Origin of the sequence: Idiomarina sp. UBA3176 (assembly GCF_002364295.1) — a bacterium.
Taxonomy (GTDB): domain Bacteria; phylum Pseudomonadota; class Gammaproteobacteria; order Enterobacterales; family Alteromonadaceae; genus Idiomarina; species Idiomarina loihiensis.
The window spans coordinates 106,467-131,662 of record NZ_DEXU01000007.1; the positions used below are offsets into that span (position 1 = coordinate 106,467).

Here is a 25,196-nt window from a genome sequence, read left to right on the forward strand (position 1 = left end):
TCTGCAAATAAAAATGACTTATTCAAAAAATGTACTAGTCTTTATGTCATACACAGTCTCTCATATTCCGAGCATGATTGTTATTGCAATTAAAAGGAGCTTTGCAATGAAAACCTTAAATCTAATTACTTTATCTTTGCTAACCGCTGGACTAACCGCGCCAGTTTTTGCGCAGCAGACCGAGGTTGAGCAAAACGACTTTTACCTGGGCGCGCGCTTAGGCGCATTCTCTGCTGACGACGATCGCGTTGCGGTAAAAAATGGTCAAGCATTTTTTGTAGATGACGGATTTAAAACCATCACTTCGGGTGTCGAAGCGGGCATGATGTTTACTGAGGCCTGGGAAGCCCGTATTTATTATGACTACATGGAAGCCGATCTGGTTGGCGCAGGCGACGCCTACGGCGACAGCTACGGTGTTGATGCGCTATACCACTTCAACAACAACTTTTATGCTGGTTTAGGTGTAAACAACACTGAAATTGGTGATGTGACGGATGTTGCTGCACGAGTCACGCTTGGTCATCGTAGCTTTATTACCGATAATCTGGCATGGCGTGTGGAAGGTGGCGCTCAGCGTGGTTGGGAAGAAGACTACACGGAAATGTTCGCAAACGTTGGTCTGCAATGGTTCTTTGGTGGTCGCGATACCAGCCCTGAACCTAGAACGCGTCCAGAGCCACGTCCTGAACCTCAACAAGCGGCACCTGAGCCGGAGTCTAAACCTGTAGATTCTGATGGCGATGGCGTTGTCGACTCAAAAGACAAATGCGCCAATACACCTAAAAATTACTCAGTAGATGAGACCGGTTGTATTCTTTATGAAAACGAGACCATTACTGAAGAGTTGCTGGTAGAGTTTGACTTAAACTCTTCGAACATCCGCAGTGGTGAACGGTCAGACATTAAGGATATGGCGGAGTTCATGAAAGAGCATCCACAGTTGGATATCACTATTCACGGACATACGGACAGCACGGGCGAAGCGAAATATAACCAGTGGTTGTCTGAGCGTCGCGCAGAAGCTGTTGCCAACGCACTTGTTAAGCAACATGGTATTGAGAAGAGCCGCGTTGACTTTAAAGGTCACGGTGAATCTCAACCAAAAGTTCGTGAGAACAGCGCTGCTGACAGACAGGAAAACCGTCGCATAGAAGCAACATTGAAAGTCGTAAACCGGGTACCTAAAACTCGTTAATACCGATTGTATTGATTGCTTGAAATAGCGATAATAGCTCTACTCTAAACAGGCCTGATTTTTCAGGCCTGTTTTTTTGGTATTCGCTAAGTCATTAATTTTCAGGAAAGTCATGAGCCATTTTAAAAGTGCCGAAGAAGCCGCCGCTGCAGGCAAATACGTGAGAACAGTGCGCAGCTTTGTGAAAAGAGAAGGAAGGCTGACCAAAGGCCAGGCGGCGGCTATTGAACGTCTATGGCCAACCGTTGGACTAACGCTGGAAAATGGACGACTGGATCTTGCTATGGTCTTCGGCCGTGAAGCCCCGGTAACGCTGGAAATTGGTTTTGGTATGGGGCATTCACTAGTTGAGATGGCAGCTAATGCTCCCGAACGTGACTTTATTGGTATAGAAGTGCATGAACCCGGTGTAGGTGCTTGCCTTATGGCGGCAGAGGAAGCAGGGGTGGAAAACTTTCGGGTGTTTCATGAAGACGCGGTCGAAGTATTAAAACAATGCATTCCGGATAATAGCCTGAACTGTGTTCAAATTTTCTTTCCCGACCCCTGGCATAAGAAGCGTCACCATAAACGCCGCATTGTGCAGCCTGAGTTTGTGAAATTATTAATTCAGAAAATTGAGACTGGCGGAGTCATTCATCTTGCAACAGACTGGGAAAACTACGCAGAGCATATGCTGGAAGTTCTGAATGACGAACCCCGGTTAACCAATTTGTCGTCTTCAGGTGACTACGTACCACGTCCTGAGAACCGCCCAAAAACCAAGTTTGAACGCCGGGGCGAAGGAAAAGGCCATGGCGTTTGGGATCTTCAGTTTAAAACCAATAAATCTGCCACGCTTCTGGGTTAATCCAGAAGCGTATCCAGAACCGAGTTTAGAAATCTGTGACCGCGTTGAGTTAGTTGCCAGTTAAGCTCGTCTTCCGTTACAAGCTCCAGAGTTTTCGCTTCCGTTAACTGCTTTGAAGCTACCTCTGCAGAAAGAGCTGTGGTTTGTTCAAAGTTACTTTTACTAACCGGCTCCAGTAAGCGGAATTGGTTCATGAAAAACTCAAACAAGCGGTCTTCTACTGCAACTTCTTTTAATTGATAGCGCAGAGGCTTGGTTAAATCTAAATAGCCTTTGGGGTGCTTCACTTTTTCGCAACGCAGAATTTTATTTTGTTGAGGCAGAGTGACTTTGCTGTGGGCTCCGCAACCAATACCTAAATAGTCGCCATATTGCCAGTAGTTACGGTTGTGCCTGCTTTGATGGCCGGGTTTAGCGTAAGCGCTCACTTCGTACTGAGAATAACCCGCAGCCTCCAGAAGTTTATGGCCCTGCTGGTAAATTTCCCACAGTGTATCGTCGTCCGGTAGTTCCGGAGGTTGGCTCGCAAACAGCGTGTTAGGCTCAATAGTCAACTGATACCAGGAGATATGCGGTGGATTCAGGGCAATGATCTGACGTAGGTCGTCTAAAGCCATTTCTACGGTTTGATCCGGTAAGCCGTGCATAAGGTCGAGATTAAAACTGGATAGCGGTAGTTCACTTGCGTGTGCGGCCGCATTTATTGCCTGTTGCGGATTGTGAATACGCCCCAGGCGTTGTAACTGATGCTCCTGTAAGCTCTGGACACCAATAGATAACCGGTTTATGCCTGCGGCAACGAAGGCTGAGAACTTTTCGGTCTCAAAGGTTCCCGGGTTGGCTTCCATAGTCACTTCGCAATCGGGACTTAGTGCGACTATTGAACGAACGCCGTCCATTAACTGCTGTATCGCTTTTGCAGACAAGACACTCGGCGTCCCCCCACCGATAAATATTGACTGAATTTCCCGACCCTGAACCCAGTCAATGTCGGCTCGTAAGTCTTCTAAAAGACGGCCGACGTAGCTTGCTTCAGGTACATCTCCGGTCAGTTTATGTGAGTTAAAATCACAATAAGGGCATTTTTGAATACACCAAGGAATGTGTATATACAGCGATAACGGAGGAAGCGTCAGAGGAGAAGTCATTTAGCCAGCTGCTCCAGCAGTTGCTTCAAAGCTTGTCCGCGGTGGCTGAGTGCTTGTTTTTCTGTTTTGCTTAACTGCGCTGCGGAACAGTTTTTTTCCTTAACCCAGAACACAGGGTCGTAGCCGAAACCTTCTTCTCCAACCGGGTGAGTTAATATGTGTCCGTCCCAGCGGCCCTGACAGATGATTGGTGTCGGATCTTCCGCACTTTGCATATAAACCAGTACGCAATGAAAACTGGCCTGACGCTGGCTTTCTTCAACGCCCTCTAAGGCTTTCAGTAGTTTATTGATATTGTCAGAGTCGGTGGCATTGCCGCCAGCGTAGCGGGCCGAGTAAACGCCCGGAGCGCCATTTAAAGCGGTAACGGCCAGACCTGAATCATCAGCAATAGCAGGTAACCCCGTTTGCTGGCACGCGTGGCGAGCTTTTATAATGGCATTTTCGACAAAAGTGGTGCCGGTTTCATCAGCCTCAGCGAAGTCCCACTCTGACTGCGGGCGAACTTGCCAGTCGGCCGTGGCATGTGTCTGACTTAACATGTGACGCAACTCTGCAACTTTTCCTGCGTTGCCGGTAGCCAGCACTAAGGTGTTTTGTGACATTATAAGCGAACCTGTACCCTAATTATCAAGAGGCACAGGATAAAGGGTTTTAACGTGATTTGAAATCTAACATTAGCCTCCAAGTGAAACCTGCTATGATGAACAAGCAGAGACAAAGATAAGGAGATTCTATTTGGATTCGGCTAACACCTTGATTTTATTGTGTGGCTTGCTGCTGGTTGTCAGCATTTTAGCCGCTGTAGCATCCAACCGGCTGGGTGCACCTGTACTGCTGACCTTTTTGTTAATTGGCATGTTAGCGGGTGAGCAAGGTGTATTAGGTGTCGAATTTAACAATCCGGATATCGCGTTTTTTATTGGCTCTGCAGCTTTGGTTATTATCCTGTTTGATGGTGGGATGCGAACGCACCCTGAGCGTTTTCGGGTAGCCCTCTGGCCCGCTATTAGCCTGGCAACTATAGGTGTTGCGTTAACTTGTACTCTGGTGGCTTCCGCCGCGGTATATTGGTTTGGTTTGCCCTGGCCTGCGGCTTTACTAATGGGAGCGATACTCAGCTCAACAGATGCCGCGGCGGTGTTTGGCATATTTCAATCCCGCGGGTTGCAGATTAAAGAGCGGGTCGCATCCACCCTTGAGATAGAGTCGGGCAGTAACGACCCCATGGCCGTTATTCTGACTTTAACCATGACTGGCGCGGTAGCCAGCGGTAGCTTCCCTGACTGGTACTGGGTAGGTCTTGATGTCATCTGGCAGCTAATTGGCGGCCTGACCATAGGTTGGCTAGGTGGTCGGTTATTCATTATTGCGGCGCGTAAGTTGCCTCTTAGTTTCAGCTTTTTTCCATTGCTAGCAGTAGCCTGCGCTATTTCCATTTATGCGTTAACAGCAAAACTTCATGCCAGTGGGTTTCTGGCGGTCTATTTAATGGGCTTTGTTATTGGCAATGCGCGGCTACCCCAACTCGTGCATATACTGCAAGTGCAGGATGGGCTGGCCTGGCTTAGTCAGATAGCTATGTTCCTTATTCTGGGGTTATTGGTTGTTCCTTCTTATTTAATGGCTAATGCGCCGGTAGCCATTGGTATTGCCTTTACTTTAATTTTTATTGCCCGCCCGTTAGCTGTCGTTGTTAGCTTACTGCCGTTCAGTTTTCCCTGGCGTGAACAGGTGTTTATCAGCTGGGTGGGTTTAAGAGGTGCTGTTCCTATTATACTGGCGCTATTCCCCTGGCTAAGTGGCGTACCTGATCAAGAACTGTATTTTGATATTGCTTTTGTTGTGGTCATGATCTCACTCATTATCCAGGGGTGGAGTATTGCACCGGTAGCGCGTTGGTTAGGGCTTGAGGTGCCGTTAAAAGCTAAACCTCAGCAGCGTATGCCGCTGTCCTCAGTGCCCAGTAAGGAAGCGTTAGAAGTCTGGCTTTATCAAATCGACAAAAACTCGCCAGCTTGTGACCATACCTGGAAGGAGCTAAAACTAACGGCTCCGGCTACCTTCGTTGGGTTAATTCGCGATGGTGAATGGTTACAGCCAGAAACTCAGCCTATGGTGGAAGAGGGTGATGGCCTACTGGTCGCCGCGACGGTAAACGATATTGATGAAGTGAGCAGAATTCTCGCATCAGGTGGTAAGGGCTTAAAAGTATCCGAGAAAGACTTCTTTGGCGACTTTACTTTACGAGGCGACCTGACGCTGGCTGATGTCGGGAGCTTTTATCCTCTGGGTAATCTGGACGATGCTCTACTGAGTACGACAATCGCTGATTACTTCTCGCAGAAATTCCATCGCCGCGTTGTTATTGGTGACAATATACGTTTGGGCGATGTCATTCTGACGGTAAGGAAAATCAGTGATAAAGGTGATATTCAGTCAATAGGCGTTAAGCCGGTTTAAAGCTAATCGTTTAACCAGAACTCCTGGTTAAATTTAAACTGCTGCTCACCAACCTGGATGGTAAAACGCAGGGTTTCGGCATTAGAGTGCTCAAACTGAGCCAGGTAATAACTGGCATCACCTTCAGTTACCTGTTGAAAATCGAGCTCCTGTATTTGTCCCAGCGGATTAACCACTTGCCCGGTTACCCCGGGTGTTTGTGCTTTTTGAGTCTTTTTATCCAATACCGCAATATTGAGCACGCCTTTCGATGCGCTGCGGGTTAAGTCGTATTGCGTCGCAATAGCGGGAGATAAAGAGGTGGAGTTAAAAGCGCTGTAGTGAACATCCCAGTCGCCTAGGGTCTCTTTTTGTTCAGCCATAACAAAGCCTGAAAATATTAAAGAAACGACCATTACTGTTTTAACAAAGAATGTTTTACTCATCACTTTTCCTCCACCAGTAGCATTAAACACCAATTAATATGCGTAAAAACTGCAGTCCAATAATGACAACCAGTACCGATAAATCTAAGCCTCCAATTGGAGGAAGAATTTTACGTACAGGCGCTAATAACGGCTCTGTAATTTGGTGCAACATGGCTTCTACCGGGTTGTACCCCTGTGAGAACCAGCTGAGTATTGCCCGAATAACCAGTACCCAGAACAACATTGACAGCAAACTGCTTACAGCCGTTAGTATTCCCTGAATAACAATCACCAGTGGGTCGACAACTAAATTATTAAGCCAGACCAGAGCCGCTACTTTCAGCATGCCTAATGCCAATGCAAAAATTAAGCTGGCTGTGTCCAGCTTACCCAGCATCGGCATAAAGCTTCGCAGCGGACCCACTATAGGCTGGGTTGCCTTATAAACAAACTGACTGACCGGGTTATAAAAGTCAGCTTGAGTTAACTGCATCCAGAGTCGCAACAGTACTATGACCAAATACAGGTCAATTATGGTTGCGACTAAAAATGTAAGGGCGTTATTCATAGTGACTCCTAAAAGAGTTTCGCCATTTCCTGATTACGGTTAACCGCGGCTTTTACCGCTTTTCCCGAAATGCCGTGTAAGTCAGAGTCTTGGTAGGCTTCAACACCTTTTGCTGTTGAGCCGCCTTTACTGGTGACTTGTTTGCGCAAGTCTTCCAGTGATAATTCACTTTCTTTGGCCATTTGAGCAGCACCTAAGCAAGTTTGCTGAACCATAGCGCGCGCTTTCTCGGCATCAAAACCAAGCTCGGTTGCAGCTTTTGCCAGGCTGTCCATAAACTCGAAAAAGTAAGCTGGCCCACTGCCTGCTACGGCGCCAAGAATATCGAGTTGATCTTCGTCACTAACCCAGAGTGTTTCACCTACGCCATTAAAGGCTTCGGTTACAAAGTTTTTATCGGCTTCGTCAACGGAATCGTCAGTAACTAAACCTGACATGCCCTGACCTACCAGTGACGGCGTATTTGGCATAACCCGGATAATACGGATGTTTTCGCCTAAATACTCGCGATATTTAGGAATACGAATACCGGCGGCAATGGTAATTATTAATTTGTCTGTCAGGTTGTGAACGTTTTCACGTAAGTGAGCGCAAACTTCCGCCATTAACTGAGGTTTAACCGACAGTACAATAGCGTCAGCGTTATTCACCACTTCCAGATTATCGTTACTGGTATTGACGCCCAGCTCCGATTTCATTTTTTCTAATTTGGCATCGCTGGGGTTACTGACCCAGACTTTGTCAGCAGGGTAACCGCTTTTGCACATACCGCCGACAATGCTTTGTGTCATATTTCCTGCGCCAATGAAGGCAATATTCCGAATGTCGTTCATTAGGACTCCCGTTCTCCAAAAATTGCTGTTCCAATACGTACCATGTTAGCACCCTCAAGCACCGCTTGTCGCATATCACCCGACATCCCCATGGATAAGGTATCAATTTGCTCGCCGTAAGTTTGTTGCAACTGTTGGTAGAGCTTATACATCTGCTGAAAGCTTTTTTCGCGCTCGTCTTCTGTTGTCCCAGCTTTAAGAATAGTCATTAAACCGCGTAATTTTAGTTTAGAGCAATTCATAACGTATTCCGCTAAAGCTTCAACCTGCTCGGGGGCTAAACCCGATTTGTTGTCGTCATCATCAATATTAACCTGCAATAATAGGTTGAGCTGCTGGGAATCGTCGGGGCGCTGCTCATTGAGACGACGGGCTATTTTCTCCCGCTCCACGCTCTGTACCCAGTCAAAGTGCTGAGCTATATCTTTGGTTTTGTTCGACTGAACCGGGCCGATAAAATGCCACTGTACCGGATCAGTAGTTTGTTCTTTTAGCTGAGTTATTTTAGCGACGGCTTCCTGAACATAGTTTTCGCCGAAGTGCATTTGCCCGGCGGCTATAGCGGCTTTTATCGCTTCTAAAGAATGTTTTTTACTCACCGCCAGCAATTTGACCGACTGCTGGTGTGGCGATTCTTCAGATAAAATCTGCAATTGCTGACGTATTTCCGCGAGATTATTTGTTATCTTTTCTGCTACCTTAGTTGTCATTGCCACCGTCATCTCACTTATTCAGGGATAAGATATATGAATGTTAACGAATTACTGGCCTTCAGTGTGAAACAAAATGCCTCGGACTTACATTTGTCCTCCGGCAGTGTCCCTATGATTAGAGTGGATGGGGACATTCGTCCGCTAAATCAACCCGAGCATCAGCCGGATGAGCTGAAAGACATGTTGTTTGAGGTGATGACCAAAGGCCAGTGGCAGGAGTTCGAGGAAAAATTTGAGTGTGATTTTTCCTTTGAAATAGAAGGCGTTGCGCGTTTCCGTGCCAACGTGTTTACCCAGCGCAAAGGCATTGCCGCCGCTTTTCGTATGATACCTGCCGAAGTCACCACTTTAGAGCAACTGGATGCTCCGGAGATATTTAAGGACATTGTCAGTGCTAACCGGGGTTTAGTGTTAGTAACCGGACCGACTGGCTCGGGTAAATCAACCACATTGGCGGCCATGGTTAATTATTTGAATCAAAACCGGGCGTTGCATATTTTAACCATTGAGGACCCCATAGAATTCGTTCACGACAACCAAAAAAGCCTGGTCAGCCAGCGTGAAGTTCACCGGGACACCCGCAGTTTCAGTGCGGCTCTGCGTTCAGCACTGCGTGAAGACCCAGACGTGATTCTGGTGGGTGAAATGCGTGATTTAGAAACCATCCGTTTAGCTATGACGGCAGCCGAAACCGGGCATTTAGTTTTAGGTACCTTGCATACAACTTCTGCACCTAAAACTATCGACCGCATTATTGACGTATTTCCGGGCGATGATAAACCGATGATCCGCTCCATGCTGTCAGAATCTTTACGTGCGGTTATCTCGCAGAGCTTGCTAAAACGAGTTGGCGGTGGTCGTGTTGCCGCACATGAAATTATGCTGTCATCGCCAGCTATTAAAAACTTGATTCGAGAAGACAAAGTGGCGCAAATGTACTCCTCTATTCAAACTGGAGCAGAGCGGGGCATGCAAACATTAGATCAGGCACTCAAGAAATTACTGGCTCGTGGCGATATAGAGGCAGAAGAGGCACGCCGCTGTGCGGTGACTAAAGAGGATTTCTAATGCTAATACGGAGCGTTTGGCTGCTTCTGCTGTTGGCTGCGGCGTTTAGTGCGCCTGCACAGCAGACAACACGAGTGGCTTTTGGCTGTTGCATTGACCATACCAAGCGACAGGAAGTCTGGGATGCGATTAATCATGCGCAGCCTGAAGTCTTTGTGTTCCTGGGTGATACTATCGGTGAGAACGCCGGCGACATGGACGACTTACTGGATGCCTATGAGGTGTTTAACCGTTACCGCGGGCCACGGGTTCTGCGACGCAACTCTGCGGTTATGTCGGTCTGGAACCGCAACGATTACAGTCTGGATGGCAAGAGCGGAAAAAATAACCCGAATCGCTATGCCGTCCGCAACCACTTTCTTACCTTCTGGCGTGAGCCGGCAACCTCGGAACGGCTGTTTCAAAGTCATGGTATTGCAAAGAGCGTAATTTTTGGGAATGAACCGCAACGTGTGCAGGTTATTGTTCTGGACGGTCGCTGGAACCGTGACCCACTGAGTCAGGTGGGCTGGGTAGAGCGTCAGACTCGCCGCTTTAATGCTGATTTAGGTCCTTATGAGTCGAATAATACGGGCGATTTGCTGGGTGATGAGCAATGGCAGTGGCTTGCGGAGCAATTACAACAGCCTGCCGAAGTCCGCATTATTATGAGCGCGACACCGGTAATAGCTCCTGCCAATGGCTATGATAGCTGGGCACTTTACTTGCGCGAACAAAACCGTTTAAAAGAGTTGTTAACGGAACTGAAACCTTCAGGTTTATTGCTGGCGAGCGGTGACCGCTTGTTCGGTGAGTTCGCTAAGTCAGATGAATTCCTGCCTTATCCACTCTGGCAGGTGACGCCTGGGTCCATTAACTTTGATGGTGAAACGCCTTACTCATCTAGTTATCGCGACGGTGAGGCTTATGCTGAAAGCCGTTACGGTCAAGTTGAAGTTATTTGGAAAGAGCAGCCGGAACTGGAACTAACACTCCGCGATGTCGACGGCCGGCCGCTCGATACTCGTAAACTCAACCTTAGTCAGTTACAACCAGATTAGGCGGTTTACGGTGCTTTGTTGCCTGTTCGTAGGCGAAAGCCGCTTCTATGAGCGTGGCCTCAGAGCGTGCAGCGCCAAAGAAACTGATACCGACCGGCAGGGCGGGTTCGTCTCCAATTTGGATATAACCCATAGGCACTGATATGTGCGGGTATCCGGCAACGGCAGCCGGTGAACTGGCTGAGCCTGAATAGTTGTCGCCAAGTACGTGATCGATTTTCCAGGCAGGGCTTGTTGTCGGAGCTATTAGTAAGTCGATATTGTTCTCCTCAAGCATGGCATCGATGCCTTCTTTACCTGCCAGCTTTTTGCTTTTGGCCAACGCTTTCTGATAAGCGGCTTCGTCATCCTGAGCCTCTGCCATTTCAAAGAGCTCCTGACCAAATAGTGATAACTCCTGCTCAGGCAATTCATTATTTGCCGCTATCATATCGCTTAAATTGTTATAGGGCAGATTCGTGCTGCTCAGGTAAGCCGCCATATCCTGTTGAAACTCATACAGCAGCACGGTAAATTCATCGCCGCCGTATTCTCCGTAGGTTGTCATCTCAACGTTAATAATTTCAGCTCCCTGAGCTTCCATAATCGAGAGCTGTTGCTCGAACTGTTCGTCAAGCAAGTTGTTGTAACCCATTAAGTTACGAACCACACCAATACGCTTGCCTTCGAGTCCGTCTGCTTTTAAATGCGAGGCAAAATTCGTTTCAGTACGATAGCCTGCGGGGTCATCCGGATCGTAAGCTTGCATCGCATCCAGCATTAAGGCGGCTCCGGCTACGCTACGAGCCATTGGGCCTGCAGTATCCTGACTATGCGCAATAGGGATAATGCCGTCGCGACTGATAAGGCCCAGCGTTGGCTTGATGGTAACAATGCCATTAACAGCGGCCGGACAGGTTAACGAGCCGTCGGTTTCGGTACCTACCGCAAGTGCGACTAAATCGGCGGCAACAGCGGTAGCGGAACCTGCACTGGAGCCACAAGTAGAGCGAGTCGTGTCATACGGATTCACGGCCTGACCTCCAATAGCACTCCAGCCCGAACTGGAGCGGGTAGAGCGAAAATTCGCCCACTCACTTAAGTTGGCTTTGCCTAAAATAATAGCTCCGGCATCACGCAATTGTTCTACAAGAAAAGCATCATCTTCCGGGTAGTTTTCTGCGAACAATAATGAACCCCCGGTATTTGCCATACCGTCGGCGGTATCGATGTTGTCTTTTAACAGAACAGGAATGCCGTGCAATGGACCGCGAACCTTGCCTTGTTCGCGCTCGGCATCAAGCCGTCTGGCATCTTTCAGAGCATTCTCATTTACGCTGTTTACCGCTCGTAAATTCGCACCCTGACGGTTATGAGTATTGATGCGCTGCAAATAATATTGTGTGAGTTGTTCGGCATTTAAATCACCATTGGTCATGGTGTTTTGCAATTCGATAACAGAGGCGTCCTGCCAGGAAAACTTACCCTGCTCCGTCGGTGATGTCTGACAAGCCGATAAGGTCAGAATAAATAGAAATGCAACGAGTTGTCTCATGCTAAAGCCTTTGTTGTTTTTATGTTTTCATAAAGTGGCATAACTTTTCCTGTAAGGCGAGTCATGCGAATAAAAATCAGGTAAAATAGCGTCAATTGTCGGTAAATAGCAGAATTGGTTAGTATTATGCGGGTATTGGGTATTGAAACGTCTTGTGATGAAACGGGTGTTGCGGTGTACGACACCGAAAAAGGCTTATTAGCCCACCAGTTGTACTCGCAGGTGAAACTGCATGCCGACTACGGCGGCGTAGTGCCCGAGCTGGCATCTCGTGACCACGTGCGCAAGACCTTACCGTTGATTAAAGCTGCGCTCAAAGAGGCCGGGATTTCGCATCAGCAACTGGATGGTATTGCTTATACAATGGGGCCTGGGCTGGTTGGTGCTCTGTTAGTTGGTGCTTGTATTGGTCGTAGTCTGGCTTTTGGATGGAATTTACCCGCGGTTGGAGTTCATCATATGGAAGGCCATTTGCTGGCGCCTATGCTGGAAGAAAACCAGCCCGAATTTCCTTTTGTCGCCTTGTTGGTTTCCGGCGGGCATACTCAACTGGTTCAAGTAAAAGGTATAGGCGATTATCATTTGCTGGGCGAATCAGTAGACGACGCCGCAGGCGAGGCTTTTGATAAAACAGCTAAGCTAATGGGGCTTGATTATCCCGGGGGGCCGCGATTGGCTGCTTTGGCTGAACAGGGCAACAGCGATCGTTTTACCTTTCCCAGACCAATGACAGACAGACCAGGTCTTAATTTTTCTTTCAGTGGTTTGAAAACTTCTGCGGCTAATACTCTGGCCGCTAATGACAGTGATGAGCAGACCCTGGCGGATATTGCGCGGGCATTTGAAGATGCGGTGGTTGATACCTTGGTGATTAAATGTCGCCGGGCGCTAAAAGAAACCGGTTACAAGCGTTTGGTCGTTGCCGGTGGGGTCAGTGCCAATAAGCATTTACGCGCAAAACTTGAAGCTTTATTAGAAAAACAAAAGGGCCAGATATTTTACCCGCGTACGGAATTTTGTACTGATAACGGTGCGATGATCGCCTTAGCGGGCGCTCTGCGTTTAGAAGCGGGAGAACGTGAGCCATTGGCAGTGAAAACACACCCAAGATGGCCGATGACAGATTTGAAACCCATGGTGAATATTAGCGACGCCGTTTAAAGGCTTTTTCTTCGCCGGAGGACAAGCGCAGAATATTGGCCTGGTGACGCCAGAGTATTAATAGCGAAATCATAATAACCGGCACTGTGTATTGGGGTTTTATCCAATAGGCATAAAAGGGTGCCAGACAGACGGTTACTAAAGCCGCTAAAGAGGATACCCGGCTGACACGGAAAACCAGTAACCAGGTGGCAATGAGCAACAACGCCATTTCCCAGGCAACCGGAAACATAGCACCTAAGGCGGTAGCAACAGCTTTGCCGCCACGAAAATGAAAGTAAAGCGGAAAAATATGGCCAAGGCAGGCTGCAACCGCAATTAGCCCAAGGAAAAAGGGCTCAATGCCGAGAAAGTAAGAGCCCCACACCGGAACCATACCTTTTAAAACATCAAACCAAAGAGTTAATAACGCAGGGATTTTTCCGCCAACCCGGTAAACATTCGTGGCTCCGGGGTTGCCGGAACCTTCTTTGCGCGGGTCAGGTAAGCCCCAAAGCCGGCAGATAACCACAGCGCTACTGATAGAGCCCAGAAGGTAGGCTGAAAGTATCATCAGTAAAGTAAGCGCTGTCATGGGGTACGAATCCCTCGTTGGTTAAGGTAGACTGCGATTAAAACTCAATGTCCCTAGAATAAGCGGTTTTTTGGGCAATTACCACGGGTTAACACAAATGGAACAAGCAGATATTGATGTCGTTAGCATTGAAGGCTTAACCGTAGAAACCATCATTGGTGTCTATGACTGGGAAAAAGAAAAAAAACAGCAGTTGGTGCTGGATATTCAGATGAGCTGGGACAACCAGCGCGCGGCAGTTACTGACAATATTGACGACGCTTTAGATTATGCAATGGTGAGCGAGCGAGTGTCGGCCTGGGTAGCAGAGAAGCCGCGTCAGCTCATAGAAACGGTTGCTGAAGGCGTTGCCAGCCTCATTTTGAATGAATTCGGTGTGCAGAACGTTGAAGTGCGGGTGGCTAAACCCGGAGCTGTGCCTAATGCTAAAACGGTGGCTGTAAGCGTTCGCCGAAGTGTTTTCGACAGCCCATTTGGGTAAGAGGATAAGTTGTGGCGCAAGTTTTTCTCGGAATAGGTTCTAATACGGATCGTGAAAAACATATTCGGGCAGGGTTGAAAGCCATTGCAAAGAGCTTTACCTGGCAACAACGCTCAAGAATTTTTCGCAGTGCCTCGGTAGGGTTTTCCGGAAGTGATTTTTACAATCTGGTGGTGGAGGTAATAACCAACCTTTCTGTTACCGAAGTTCTGGCTGAATGCAAGCGCATTGAGCAGGAAAACGGACGGATTCCGGGCAGTGCTAAGTTCAGCCCGCGAACATTAGACATTGATGTCTTATTGTATGATGACGTTATTCGGGAGCAACAACCGCAGTTGCCCCGTGGCGAAATTCTTGAAAATGCCTTTGTGCTCTGGCCACTGGCTGAAATAGCCGGGCACCACCTGCATCCGCTTTTAAATGTGAGTTACGAGCAGTTGTGGGAGCAATACCAGCAGACTCATAAAGACTCACCGCAACAATTAGAGCCTATTAGCGACACTTCTTGGCTGGAAGGTTAATTCAATGCCTCAGCCAGTATCTGCTCACGCTGTTCGCGTAAAGCATCGCCCAGGGCTTTACCGGTAAAGCCCTGCTGCTGCAAAGTCCCAGCATTAAGCGCTGCGGCTTTTTCTGCCCCCGAACGTAACTTTTTATGCTGAGCAGCAATACTTTTCTGCTGCTTAGATTCACTATATTCAGCTTGCCGTAACTGTAGCAACTGCTCCAGCTTCTCCGGTCGGCGCCAGTAGTCAATTTGTTTCAGTAGTGCAGCCAATTGAGCTTTTTCTGGGAGCTCCGGTGTGGTAATGAAATCTTCATGATTTCTTGCCAGCAAAGCGCTGTCACGATAATGATTCGGTATGGCCAGTTGCCTGCAGAACTGCTTCAGGCTCTCAGGGGTTTCTTGCTCTATAAATAAGCTGGCAAATCTTAGCGTCACTGAATCGGAATAAGCCGATGTTCTTTGCAATCGTTGCAGTTGTGAATCATCGGCGGTTATTCCGGGTAACACCTGAGAAAGCGCCTGTATGTCTCTAAGCAGAGTTAAAAAGACAGTTGGCGTTTGGGTTAACAGTGACTTCTCCCATTCCCGCCAGACCCGTTCAGGGACTAAGTGACTGAGTTCCTGACTGGCTGACATTTCCTGCAGCATTTGCTGAGTCTCTTCGGCGACGGTAAAATCTAAGTGGGCAAAACGTGCGGCAAAGCGCGCCACTCTTAATACCCTTAGCGGATCCTCAGTAAAAGCCTCAGAAACATGGCGTAACTTGCGCGCTTTAATATCTTGCACGCCATTGTATGGATCGACTATTTCACCGTCCTCACTTTGCGCAATGGCGTTAATGGTTAAATCCCGGCGGGCTAAATCATCTTCCAGAGTCACATCGGGAGAGGCAAAAACGTCAAAGCTGGTGTGGCCTTTGCCGGATTTTCGTTCAGTCCGGGCCAGTGCGTATTCTTCGCGGGTACTGGGGTGCAGGAACACCGGGAAGTCTTTACCAACTTGCAGAAACCCCTGTTTCAGCAAGTCTTCTGCACGGGCACCGACCACTACCCAGTCGCGTTCGTGTACTGGTAATTTCAGAAGTTTATCGCGTACTGCGCCACCAACTAAGTATACGTCCACTGTTCACCTCAACTTTGTTTGGCATGATCATGTCGAATCACTGGTCGATGTGCAAGCAAGTCGTTACACTGTTGAACAAATAATATTATCAGCACAGTAGCGGGCCGATATGTATCAGAACTATTTTGGTCTTCAGGCAGAGCCTTTCTCCATTGCCCCGGACCCAAATTACCTTTACCTGAGTGAACGGCATCAGGAGGCTTTGGCGCATCTTACACAGGGGCTACAAGGCAGCGGTGGTTTTATTCTGTTAACCGGGGAAGTGGGCACAGGTAAAACCACGGTATCCAGAGCGTTACTGGAGCAGTTGCCCGAGTCAACGGAAACGGCGTTCATCCTCAACCCTATGTTGAATGAAGATGAACTGCTTGCCAGCCTGTGCGATGAGTTTGGTATTCGTTATCAAAAGCGCTCTGCGACCCGTAAAACACTGACCGATAAGCTCAGCCAGTTTTTTCTGAAAGCTAATGATGATGGCCGCCAATGTGTGGTGCTCATTGATGAAGCTCAGCATTTGCGACCACAGGTTCTGGAACAGCTGAGGTTACTGACCAACTTAGAAACTCATGATCGTAAATTGCTTCGGGTCATTTTAATTGGTCAGCCGGAATTACAGGACTTACTGCGCCGACAGGAGCTTCGTCAACTGGCACAGCGTATTACCGCCCGCTATCATATTTTGCCGCTGACAGAGCAGGACACGCAACGCTACATTGCTTACCGCCTGCAGGTGGCTGGCGCAAACCGGCCTTTGTTTACTGCTGCTGCAGGAAGGAAGGCACACCAATTAACCCAGGGTATTCCCCGCTTATTAAATCTTTATTGTGACCGGGCATTGTTGGCAGCTTATACGGAATCCAGTAGCGAAGTGTTGCCAAGGCATATAAAGCAAGCGCATATTGAGCTGAATGGCACTACCGGTAGTCGGAATAGACAGCCGCACTCAGCTTTATGGCGTTGGGCGGGGGCTTTTTTGCTTCTTGTCGCCAGCGCGGTTGGCAGTTACACCCTGATTAACGATACGGAAAAACCGTTGGACGCAACGTCCAGCAGTCAGTATCAGGCGGCAAAAGAGTTGGCGAGTGTCTGGGGCTTGCCCGAACCGCCGGTAGATGCTGTTTTTTGTCAGTGGATAGAACAATATGATCTCGTCTGTCTTGAGTTAAACCAGAGCCTGCAGCAACTGCGCAGCATTAATTACCCGGCATTGCTTTATAGGCGAGATAAAAGCGCCGATTTAATAACCGATGGTACGGCGATAGATACTAATGGCTGGAACGGGGCTTTCCTTATTTTGTATCAACAGCCGCTGGCTGAAAGTGACGACGCACACCAACAGTGGGTTCGTGAACAACTGATAAAACACCTGGGTTCTAAATGGCAAAGCAAGTCATCGGACGAGCAATTTAAAGAGCTGCAAAAAAGCCAGGGGCTAAGGGTAACCGGGAAACTAGATGAAGCGACAATGGCATGGCTGGCATCACGCGCGTCTGACTTTGGGCCCCGATTGAATGAAAAAAGCGAGTAAAGAGAGCAAATAATGTCATCCTTATTAAAAGCATTAAAGCAGCAACAGTCGCCATTATTAAAACAAACCTCGGTGCTTGATGCCTCGCTTATGGCTAACGATAAACACAGCCGTAGCTGGAGTTGGTTACTTTGGCCTTTGGTGCTTATTCTCGGCGCAGTGCTGGGCTCTGCCGGAGCTGTTTGGCTTGGTGAAACAAACCAGTCTGAACGTCCTGAAGCGGAAGGCTTCCGGTGGGGAGAAACCGCCAGTATTGAATCGGTTGAATGGGAAGCAGAACCCGAACCCGTTCCGGAAGAAGAACCCGAAGTCACACAAAGCAGTGGTCAACAGCAATCATCAGAACCCGAGCCAAGCGCCCAAGCTGGATCGCAGCGGCAGGCTCTGGATCTTTCTACTGTTTCGCCAGACTTGTTGCAGCGTTTTGAAGCGGCAGTGAACGACACCAGCAATAGCGATGATAATAGAGCCGATACTAGTGTAATCCCTTCATTAAGTGAACTCTCGCGCTCGTTTCAGCGAGAGGTTCCTGCGTTTAGTTACGACAGCCATATGTATCGCTCCAGTGCATCTCAGCGGTGGATTGAGCTGAACGGCCAGCGACTGTACGAGGGCGATGCGTTAAATCAGCTGACAATATTGCGAATAGAACCGCAAAAGGTGGTTTTGGTGAAAGACTCACAGGCATTCTCCCAGCCCGCTTTAGAAGACTGGCAACCATAGAAATTATTGACATCCTGCGAAGGGATTCATACTCTTGTGCGATACAGTTTAAACAAGCGTTTAAATTATTAGTTTGAACGCTTTGTAATTTCTACAAGAGGTAATGATATGGCTGACTACAGAGCTCCCCGCGACGACATGGATTTTGTTTTGCATGATGTATTCCGCGTTGCTGATGACTGGCAGCAGACTCCGGAACTTGCCGACATGATGGACGTTGAAACCGCTGGCGCTATTCTTGATGAAGGTGCAAAAGTTGCGGAAAACTTGGTTGCGCCCATAGCCCGCGAAGCAGACGAAGAAGGTGTTAAGTTTAAAGACGGCGAGGTGACAACACCTAAAGGCTATAAAGAGAACTTTCGCCAGTTGGCTGAAGGTGGCTGGGTTGGTGTAACGGCAAATCCTGATTTTGGCGGCATGGGTTTGCCGAAATCTTTATCTGCTCAGTACGAAGAAATGCTTTGCAGCGCCGACATCGCTTTCTCTCTATATCCGGGCCTAACCTCCGGCGCAATCATGGCAATTAACTCACATGGCAGTGATGAGCTGAAGAACCATTATTTACCGCGTATGGTTTCGGGGGAATGGACAGGTACCATGTGCCTGACTGAACCTCATGCCGGTACGGATTTAGGCATTATTCGCAGTAAGGCTATTCCCGCGCAAGACGGCAGTTTTTCACTTAGCGGCACCAAAATATTTATTACTGGCGGTGAGCATGACTTAACCGACAATATTGTCCACCTGGTGTTGGCTAAATTGCCTGACGCACCGGCGGGTACAAAAGGTATATCGTTGTTTGTGGTGCCTAAGTTTTTATCCGACGAGCAGGGTAACCTGACCGAACGCAACAATGTTAGCTGCGGTTCTATTGAACACAAAATGGGGATTCACGCGTCAGCAACCTGTGTGATGAACTTTGATGGAGCTAAGGCCTGGCTGGTTGGTGAGCCTCATCGAGGTTTACCCGCTATGTTTACCATGATGAACTATGAGCGATTAGGCGTTGGTATTCAGGGGCTGGGCGCAGCAGAACGTTCGTATCAAAATGCTCTGGAATACGCTAAAGATCGTATTCAGGGACGCGGCGCAAAAGCAACTCGTAACGACCAGGCCGAAGCCGACTCAATTTTAGTGCATGGTGACGTGCGCCGTATGTTGCTGACCATGAAGTCTCTGACCGAAGGTGGTCGCGCGTTTTCTACCTGGGTGGGGCAGCAGCTCGATCGTTCAAAATACGCCGGGGATGATCAGGTTAGACAAAAAGCCGATGCCATGGTGGCGTTATTGACGCCTGTTGCGAAAGCGTTTTTAACCGACACAGGACTGGAGTCGACCATTCATGGCCAACAGGTTTTTGGCGGGCACGGTTATGTCAGAGAATGGGGCCAGGAACAATTGGTTCGCGATACCCGTATAGCTCAAATATACGAAGGCACTAATGGTATTCAGGCGCTGGACTTGCTGGGTCGTAAAGTTTTTGGTTCACAAGGTCAGCTACTGCAGCCATTTAATGAAGAAATTCAGAGCTTTCTGGATGAAACGGTTACTGGCAGCGAATGGATAAAGCAGCGAGAGCAATTGCAGCAGGCGCTAAATATCCTCAATGGTGTCAGTGAGGAAGTACTGCAAAAAGCAGCTGGTGATGAGAACTTAGTGAACAGTGTGGCGGTTGAGTATCTGCATCTGGTAGGCTATGTTTCTTACGCTTACCTGTGGTTGAAAATGGCAATAGCCGCCGAGCCACTATTAAGCGACAAGCCATACCTTGCAACTAAAGCAAAAACGGCACGTTTCTATTTTGCCCGCATTTTGCCTCGCATTCATAGCCTGGCAGCTGCGATAAAAGATGGTAGTGAAAGCCTTTACTTACATAGTGACGATGAATTCTAAAGACGAAAAAAAAGAAAACAATGCACTGACGTTTTATCGTGATAGTCGCCGCCCCCAGGCCTGGGGCGGCTTCTTTTTAGCGATATGGATGGCAATTTATATTGGTGACGCGGTTTCCTTGTGGATTATTGTTACAGGCGCGCTGCTGACCATGGTTATTGTTATGGCAATTGTAGTGAAATTCAGGCCATTGCAACCAGCCGCGTTTTATAATGATCTTGAGTTAACGGAAAAACGCCTCATTTTACCCCCCAGAACTTATCAGTTGGAACACCCGCCGGTACTGCAGCAGTATGAAAAAGATTTAGCCGGTTTGAGTTTTGTGGATGAAAAAGGGCGCAAGCAGGAAATTATTGTCGTTTTAAATGACAGCCTCAAACCGCAACTGGAAAATTACCAGATAGAGCTAAAAGTTACGAAGAAATAAACGAAGAATAAAGTAAAAAGCCAGCGATTTCTCGCTGGCTTTTTTGTCTCTTGCTGGTCTCTAATCGTCCAGAGACAACAAGGTGGCGTTACCACCAACGGCAGTAATATTATCACTACGCGTTTTTTCGGTAATAAAGCGGGTCAAGTAGTGTGGACCACCGGCTTTCGGTCCGGTACCTGACATACCTCGACCACCAAATGGTTGTACGCCAACAATCGCACCTATCTGGTTACGGTTAATGTACACGTTACCTACATCAATGCGGCTTGCCACGTCGTGAGCAAAGGTTTCGTTACGGCTGTGAATACCAAAAGTTAAACCAAAGCCTGTGTTATTAATACTCTCGATAACCTCGTCAATTTCACTTGTTTTAAAGCGAATAACGTGCAGAATTGGCCCGAAGTTTTCTTTCACCAGCTGGCTGATACTGTCGATTTCGATCGCTGTAGGCGCAACAAAGGTACCACCCATAGCGTAATCTGGCAGTGGCGCGCGAGCAATCAGTCGACCGGCCTGCTGGATATCAGATATGTGCTGTTCCAGGTTGGTTTTTGCAATGCCGTCTATAACCGGACCAACGTCGGTTTCATGCAGCAGTGGGTCACCAACTTGCAGCTCTTCCATAGCGCCACGTAGTAAGTCGAGAACACGATCAGCAACATCATCCTGTACGAATAGAACTCGCAGGGCTGAACAACGCTGTCCCGCACTCTGGAAGGCACTGGCAACGATATCGGTGACAACTTGTTCCGGCAGAGCGGTAGAGTCAACCATCATGGCGTTCTGTCCACCGGTTTCAGCAACCAATGGCACAATTGGACCAGTACGTGCCGCTAGTGCCCGGTTAATGGCCTGAGCGGTATAAGTTGAACCGGTAAAGCAAACACCACCAATGTCTTCCTGGCTGGTTAAATAGCTACCGACCTCGGCACCACTGCCAGGCATAAAGTGCAATACGTTACCCGGAATGCCTGCTTCCAAAGCCAGCTGCACTGCGCGGTATGCGATAAGCCCAGTTTGCTCTGCCGGTTTAGCAATAACTGAGTTACCGGTAACCAAAGCGGCTGCAACCTGGCCGACGAAAATGGCAAGAGGGAAGTTCCATGGGCTAATACAAATGAAAGTTCCACGGCCTTCAACAAATAGCTCATTGTCTTCGCCTGTCGGACCCGGTAACTGAATAGGGCCACCCATGAGTTCACGCGCCTGATTGGCGTAATAGCGACAGAAATCAACGGCCTCGCGAACTTCGTCGATCCCGTCCTGTAAGCCTTTTCCTGCTTCTACAGAACACAGAGCGATAAGCTCGTTGCGGTTAGCTTCCATTAAGTCGGCAAATTTCTCTAAACATTCCGCTCGCTCGTCGGTAGGAACCTTACGCCAGGATTTGTAGGCAGCGTTCGCACTTTTCAGTGCCTGTTCAGAGAGTTTTTTATCACCCCAGTAGATACTACCAACCTGCTTCGAGGTTTCCTGAGGGCTGGTAATACTGACGTGGTGATCGGTTTCTATGGTTTTCCCATCGACGATGGGGCCGCCTTGCCATTGTTTGTCACGGTACTGTTGAACCGCTGCAATAAAATCATCTGCTTGTGAGTGAATATTCATATTCAATCCTAATGAATTTGTGCGATCCCCATACATTTCTGAGGGAAGTGGAATTTTGCTGTTTGCGTACTTCTCGTAGCCGGACGCGGTTTTCATCGGGTGCTCGACTAAGTCATTGACCGGTGTGTCTGCATCTAGCAGTTTGTGGACAAACGACGAGTTAGCACCGTTCTCTAGAAGCCGGCGGACTAAATACGGCAACAAATCTTTGTGAGGGCCTACTGGTGCGTAGATACGTACCACCATACCTGGATTTTGCTCCATTATGGTGTCGTATAAGCTATCACCCATGCCGTGCAAACGCTGATACTCAATTCTACGCTGGTGGGTCTCATTCATTTGTTGAATGGCCATAAAGGTTTGCGCGTTGTGAGTCGCGAATTGCGGATAAATGGCACCGTCAGTGTCGTCACTTAGTAAGTAACGGGCACAGGCCAGGTATGAAATGTCGCTGTGTGACTTACGAGTAAATACCGGATAACCAAGTAAACCGTTTTCCTGAGTCCACTTAATTTCGTTATCCCAATAAGCCCCTTTTACCAAACGAACAGGAATTTCATCGCCACACTCTTTTGCCAGTGCGGTTATCCAGCACAAGGTTGGTAGTGCACGCTTCGAGTAGGCCTGTACAACCAAACCAAAACGTGGCCAGCCTTTACAGACGCCGCTGCGGTAGACTTTCTCAAACAGCTCCATTGAAAGCTCGTGGCGATCGGCTTCTTCGGCATCAATGGTCACACCAACATCGGCTTCTTTGGCCAGCTTGACCAGTTCAGTCAAAGTGGTGGCCAGTTCAGTTAGTACACGTTCGTGATTTGATGCTTCATAACGAGGGTGCAAGGCTGACAATTTAATTGAAATTGTTGGCCGTGGTGCATCCGGGTTATTGAACTCTTCTTTGGTGATCGTCTTGATTGAGTTGACGTACTGCTGCTTGTAGTAATCCGCATCCTTCATAGTTAATGCGGCTTCGCCAAGCATATCGTAAGCGTGAGTGTAACCCTTGTCACGGTTATCACGGCTTTCTTTCAAGGCTTCCTCAATGGTACGTCCCAATACGAACTGCTTACCCATAATTTGCATGGCGGTATAGGTTGCCTTGCGAATAATGGGTTTACCGAGTTTGCGAACAAGACGACGGAAAGCACCACGAGGTGTTTCCATGGCTTTGCCTGTAGGGTTTGTCACACTGTTTGTCAGTGCCAGCCCCCAGGTACCTGAGTTAACTAACCAGGACGCGCTCTGGCCCATATGTTTCTGCCAGTCTCCGCCGGAGAGTTTATCTTGAATTAACGCGTCGGCTGTATAAGCATCAGGAATTCGCAATAGTGCCTCGGCAAGGCACATTAAAATAATACCTTCTTTGGTATCTAGGCTGTACTCTTGCAGAAATGCGTCGACGACGCCGTTATCTGCCTGTTCCCTCACTTGCTCAACTAACTTAGCTGCGCGCTCGGTTACTGCGCTAACCGTATCATCATCGGCAGGAACCAGCGGCAACAGCTCACGCATATATTCGTCTTCATCAACAATATAATTGTCAGTAATTGCCTGCTGTAAGGACTTTAAGTCCTCAGCCTGATGCTGTTTGGATAGCACCTCACTCGCTTTGAACATAGCATCTCCTGTGTAGCCAGGCCGAAGCTCGGCGTGCTTCCCCAAAGTTGGGAATCGGCGCAAGTATAAGCTTATTTTTGCGCGGGTAAAGACCCTTCATGGTCGGATCTCACGTTGCAACTTTTCACCCTTGGTGTCAAGTGAACTAAATGCCCGTGTTTGTTGACCGTTAGCCGCCAAGCCAGTACCTTTAATCTAACTTATTAAACGCATCGGAATCGATTTATGTCACAAGAAGTTGAGCTCAAGTTACTGATTGCTCCAGAACAGCGAGAAAAAGCGCTCGAAGTCTGCCAGTCGTTGGCGGATTCTCATCAGGCAAAACCCCGCAAAGAGCAGTTTGAACTCAAAAATGCTTATTTTGACACGTCCGATTTACGTTTACGTCAGTTCGATATTGGATTACGGATACGTAGCGATAAAGATCATAAAGAGCAGACGGTGAAGTTGGCTGGTCGAGTTATGGGCGGCATGCACCAAAGGCCAGAGTATAATATTGACATTGATAGCGACAAACCCGACTTAACCTTGTTTGATAACGAAATATGGCCGGAGGACTTTCCGGTTTATGATATTCAGCGCGATTTGGACACCTTGTTCGTTACCGATTTCACCCGAACCCGTTGGCGGCTTCCCAGCGGTGAAGGTGTTATCGAAATGGTTCTTGATGAGGGATACATAGAGTCGGGCGAGCAGCGAGAGCCAATAGCGGAGATTGAACTGGAGTTACAGGGAGGTTCTTTGACCGAGGCCTATCGACTGGCACAGGAGTTAGTGAAAAAAGCCGGTGCGCGAGTAGGCTCGTTGAGTAAAGCGGCAAGAGGCTATCTGCTGGCCGGAAAAAGCTTGCTGGAGCCTTTTACACAAATGCACTACGTACCAATCCACTCTGAGCAAAATGTGGGCCAGGCGCTTTACCGGTCGCTGGAATCGGGCTTGCGCCATTGGCAGCACAATGAAGCCTGCCTGGACTTCCAACCCAGTGTCCGGGCGGTACAGGGAATGGCGGACGGTATGCAAATGGTGCGGGTTGTGTTGGAACAACTTATTGAGAACGGGGTTGGTGAACGACGGTTGCTGACCGGCATCTCGCAAATAACCGCAAAACTGCAATGGTTGAAGCGATTTGAAGGGCTGGATGAGTTAACCGCTGAAGATGGTGCTTATCATCGCGCGCTTAAGCGTTACAGCAAATTGTATGAATCTTTAGTCAACAGTCAGGAGGATGTTATTCGCCTGAATGAAGTTGCTGAACTGGTGCATTCTGCGGCATACCAAAAAACCGTACTGGGATTGTCAGAGTTTCTCTTGAAAGAAGAAATGACAGAGGAGCTGGAGCAGCCGGTTTTACCCTGGAGTAGTCAACTTTTGAAAAGCGACTGGCAACTAGTGCAAACGGCATTTTCTGAGCATGAAAAGCTCAGTGAAGAAGGGTATCTTAAGTTGCTTACACCCTTGCAAAACAGCCTTTTGATGGGAACTTGCTTCGGACATTTGTTTGATGCTGACTTGAGAGAAAGCTTCCGGCTGCCGTGGCAGGATTTAGCCCGGGGTATTCGTGAAATTACCGCATTGCATATTTTACATGAGCGTATTCGGGACCGCGACGACGAAGTGGATGAAAAACTAATGGACTGGCAAAAAGTCCAGCGAGAGTCCCTGCTAAAAGCTCTTGAATATTCGCGTAAAGCTGCGCTGAAACGTGAACCATACTGGTTAAATTAAGGTG

At 48.3% G+C, this 25,196-nt stretch carries 23 protein-coding genes; 13 read left to right on the forward strand and 10 right to left on the reverse strand.

The annotated features are described in order from the left end of the window. Nucleotides 1–106 precede the first annotated feature (106 nt). Together B2U97_RS03610 and trmB are read left to right on the forward strand one after the other, a co-directional pair. Complete coding sequence (locus B2U97_RS03610; RefSeq protein ID WP_273024744.1) at nucleotides 107–1,198, forward strand: OmpA family protein; 1,092 nt, start codon at nucleotides 107–109, stop codon at nucleotides 1,196–1,198. 112 nt (nucleotides 1,199–1,310) lie between these two features. Further along, a complete protein-coding gene (trmB, locus tag B2U97_RS03615) occupies nucleotides 1,311–2,048 on the forward strand; it encodes a tRNA (guanosine(46)-N7)-methyltransferase TrmB (protein ID WP_011235209.1) in 738 nt (245 codons plus the stop codon). On the opposite strand, the gene hemW is transcribed toward trmB, so the two are convergent. Continuing rightward, complete coding sequence (gene hemW, locus B2U97_RS03620) at nucleotides 2,045–3,196, reverse strand: radical SAM family heme chaperone HemW (protein WP_011235208.1); 1,152 nt, start codon at nucleotides 3,194–3,196, stop codon at nucleotides 2,045–2,047. The genes trmB and hemW overlap by 4 nt on opposite strands. Next, nucleotides 3,193–3,801 carry an RdgB/HAM1 family non-canonical purine NTP pyrophosphatase gene (rdgB, locus tag B2U97_RS03625; RefSeq protein ID WP_272990307.1) on the reverse strand — a complete coding sequence of 203 codons (609 nt, stop codon included), beginning with the start codon at nucleotides 3,799–3,801 and terminating at the stop codon, nucleotides 3,193–3,195. The genes hemW and rdgB overlap by 4 nt, the downstream gene beginning before the upstream one ends. A 133-nt stretch (nucleotides 3,802–3,934) precedes the next feature. Here rdgB and B2U97_RS03630 point away from each other — a divergent pair, with 133 nt between their 5' ends. After that, nucleotides 3,935–5,659, forward strand: a complete 1,725-nt coding sequence (locus B2U97_RS03630) for a potassium/proton antiporter (protein ID WP_272990251.1) — start codon at nucleotides 3,935–3,937, stop codon at nucleotides 5,657–5,659. A 2-nt stretch (nucleotides 5,660–5,661) separates the two neighbouring features. On the opposite strand, the gene B2U97_RS03635 is transcribed toward B2U97_RS03630, so the two are convergent. The 4 genes from B2U97_RS03635 to B2U97_RS03650 are packed head-to-tail and all read right to left on the reverse strand — an operon-like array spanning nucleotide 5,662 to nucleotide 8,177. Next, the gene (locus B2U97_RS03635) at nucleotides 5,662–6,084 is read right to left on the reverse strand and encodes a DUF4426 domain-containing protein (protein WP_272990248.1); all 423 of its coding nucleotides are present in this window, start codon (nucleotides 6,082–6,084) and stop codon (nucleotides 5,662–5,664) included. 22 nt (nucleotides 6,085–6,106) lie between these two features. Continuing rightward, nucleotides 6,107–6,634 carry a YggT family protein gene (locus B2U97_RS03640; protein ID WP_272990245.1) on the reverse strand — a complete coding sequence of 176 codons (528 nt, stop codon included), beginning with the start codon at nucleotides 6,632–6,634 and terminating at the stop codon, nucleotides 6,107–6,109. 8 nt (nucleotides 6,635–6,642) lie between these two features. Next, a complete protein-coding gene (gene proC, locus B2U97_RS03645; RefSeq protein WP_272990243.1) occupies nucleotides 6,643–7,467 on the reverse strand; it encodes a pyrroline-5-carboxylate reductase in 825 nt (274 codons plus the stop codon). After that, complete coding sequence (locus tag B2U97_RS03650; RefSeq protein ID WP_110013963.1) at nucleotides 7,467–8,177, reverse strand: YggS family pyridoxal phosphate-dependent enzyme; 711 nt, start codon at nucleotides 8,175–8,177, stop codon at nucleotides 7,467–7,469. The genes proC and B2U97_RS03650 overlap by 1 nt, the downstream gene beginning before the upstream one ends. Nucleotides 8,178–8,213: 36 nt before the next feature. On the opposite strand from B2U97_RS03650, the gene B2U97_RS03655 reads away from it, so the two are divergent. Together B2U97_RS03655 and B2U97_RS03660 are read left to right on the forward strand one after the other, a co-directional pair. Continuing rightward, nucleotides 8,214–9,248: a type IV pilus twitching motility protein PilT gene (locus B2U97_RS03655; protein WP_011235201.1), complete on the forward strand. Its 1,035-nt coding sequence runs from the start codon at nucleotides 8,214–8,216 to the stop codon at nucleotides 9,246–9,248. Further along, nucleotides 9,248–10,288, forward strand: coding sequence for a phosphodiesterase (locus tag B2U97_RS03660; protein ID WP_011235200.1), 1,041 nt, complete (start codon nucleotides 9,248–9,250; stop codon nucleotides 10,286–10,288). Before B2U97_RS03655 ends, B2U97_RS03660 begins: the two co-directional genes overlap by 1 nt. On the opposite strand, the gene B2U97_RS03665 is transcribed toward B2U97_RS03660, so the two are convergent. Continuing rightward, the gene (locus B2U97_RS03665; RefSeq protein WP_011235199.1) at nucleotides 10,266–11,822 is read right to left on the reverse strand and encodes an amidase; all 1,557 of its coding nucleotides are present in this window, start codon (nucleotides 11,820–11,822) and stop codon (nucleotides 10,266–10,268) included. The genes B2U97_RS03660 and B2U97_RS03665 overlap by 23 nt on opposite strands. A 126-nt stretch (nucleotides 11,823–11,948) precedes the next feature. Between B2U97_RS03665 and tsaD the strand changes: the two genes are divergently transcribed. Beyond that, nucleotides 11,949–12,983 (forward strand): tRNA (adenosine(37)-N6)-threonylcarbamoyltransferase complex transferase subunit TsaD, encoded by a 1,035-nt coding sequence (gene tsaD, locus B2U97_RS03670; RefSeq protein ID WP_011235198.1) that lies wholly within the window; start codon nucleotides 11,949–11,951, stop codon nucleotides 12,981–12,983. Here the strand turns inward: tsaD and plsY are convergent. Beyond that, the gene (gene plsY / locus B2U97_RS03675) at nucleotides 12,967–13,557 is read right to left on the reverse strand and encodes a glycerol-3-phosphate 1-O-acyltransferase PlsY (protein ID WP_011235197.1); all 591 of its coding nucleotides are present in this window, start codon (nucleotides 13,555–13,557) and stop codon (nucleotides 12,967–12,969) included. The two genes, tsaD and plsY, sit on opposite strands and share 17 nt — an antisense overlap. Before the next feature lie 97 nt (nucleotides 13,558–13,654). Here plsY and folB point away from each other — a divergent pair, with 97 nt between their 5' ends. Beyond that, complete coding sequence (gene folB, locus B2U97_RS03680; protein WP_114982167.1) at nucleotides 13,655–14,038, forward strand: dihydroneopterin aldolase; 384 nt, start codon at nucleotides 13,655–13,657, stop codon at nucleotides 14,036–14,038. A gap of 11 nt (nucleotides 14,039–14,049) precedes the next feature. After that, the gene (folK, locus tag B2U97_RS03685) at nucleotides 14,050–14,559 is read left to right on the forward strand and encodes a 2-amino-4-hydroxy-6-hydroxymethyldihydropteridine diphosphokinase (RefSeq protein ID WP_011235195.1); all 510 of its coding nucleotides are present in this window, start codon (nucleotides 14,050–14,052) and stop codon (nucleotides 14,557–14,559) included. Here folK and B2U97_RS03690 read toward each other — a convergent pair. Next, the gene (locus tag B2U97_RS03690) at nucleotides 14,556–15,668 is read right to left on the reverse strand and encodes a CCA-adding enzyme (RefSeq protein WP_011235194.1); all 1,113 of its coding nucleotides are present in this window, start codon (nucleotides 15,666–15,668) and stop codon (nucleotides 14,556–14,558) included. The genes folK and B2U97_RS03690 overlap by 4 nt on opposite strands. A gap of 109 nt (nucleotides 15,669–15,777) precedes the next feature. Here B2U97_RS03690 and B2U97_RS03695 point away from each other — a divergent pair, with 109 nt between their 5' ends. The 4 genes from B2U97_RS03695 (at nucleotide 15,778) to B2U97_RS03710 (ending at nucleotide 20,239) form a co-directional block, all read left to right on the forward strand. Then, on the forward strand, nucleotides 15,778–17,196 hold the full coding sequence (locus B2U97_RS03695) for an ExeA family protein (RefSeq protein WP_114982166.1): 1,419 nt from the start codon (nucleotides 15,778–15,780) through the stop codon (nucleotides 17,194–17,196). A 12-nt stretch (nucleotides 17,197–17,208) separates the two neighbouring features. Then, nucleotides 17,209–17,919 carry a general secretion pathway protein GspB gene (locus B2U97_RS03700; RefSeq protein WP_011235192.1) on the forward strand — a complete coding sequence of 237 codons (711 nt, stop codon included), beginning with the start codon at nucleotides 17,209–17,211 and terminating at the stop codon, nucleotides 17,917–17,919. 108 nt (nucleotides 17,920–18,027) lie between these two features. Further along, a complete protein-coding gene (locus B2U97_RS03705; RefSeq protein WP_011235191.1) occupies nucleotides 18,028–19,812 on the forward strand; it encodes an acyl-CoA dehydrogenase C-terminal domain-containing protein in 1,785 nt (594 codons plus the stop codon). Continuing rightward, nucleotides 19,802–20,239 (forward strand): hypothetical protein, encoded by a 438-nt coding sequence (locus B2U97_RS03710; protein ID WP_114982165.1) that lies wholly within the window; start codon nucleotides 19,802–19,804, stop codon nucleotides 20,237–20,239. The genes B2U97_RS03705 and B2U97_RS03710 overlap by 11 nt, the downstream gene beginning before the upstream one ends. A 60-nt stretch (nucleotides 20,240–20,299) precedes the next feature. On the opposite strand, the gene putA is transcribed toward B2U97_RS03710, so the two are convergent. Beyond that, a complete protein-coding gene (gene putA, locus B2U97_RS03715; RefSeq protein WP_011235189.1) occupies nucleotides 20,300–23,467 on the reverse strand; it encodes a bifunctional proline dehydrogenase/L-glutamate gamma-semialdehyde dehydrogenase PutA in 3,168 nt (1,055 codons plus the stop codon). Between the two features lie 225 nt (nucleotides 23,468–23,692). Between putA and B2U97_RS03720 the strand changes: the two genes are divergently transcribed. Next, nucleotides 23,693–25,192: an inorganic triphosphatase gene (locus B2U97_RS03720; RefSeq protein ID WP_114982164.1), complete on the forward strand. Its 1,500-nt coding sequence runs from the start codon at nucleotides 23,693–23,695 to the stop codon at nucleotides 25,190–25,192. The last annotated feature ends 4 nt before the right edge of the window (nucleotides 25,193–25,196 follow it).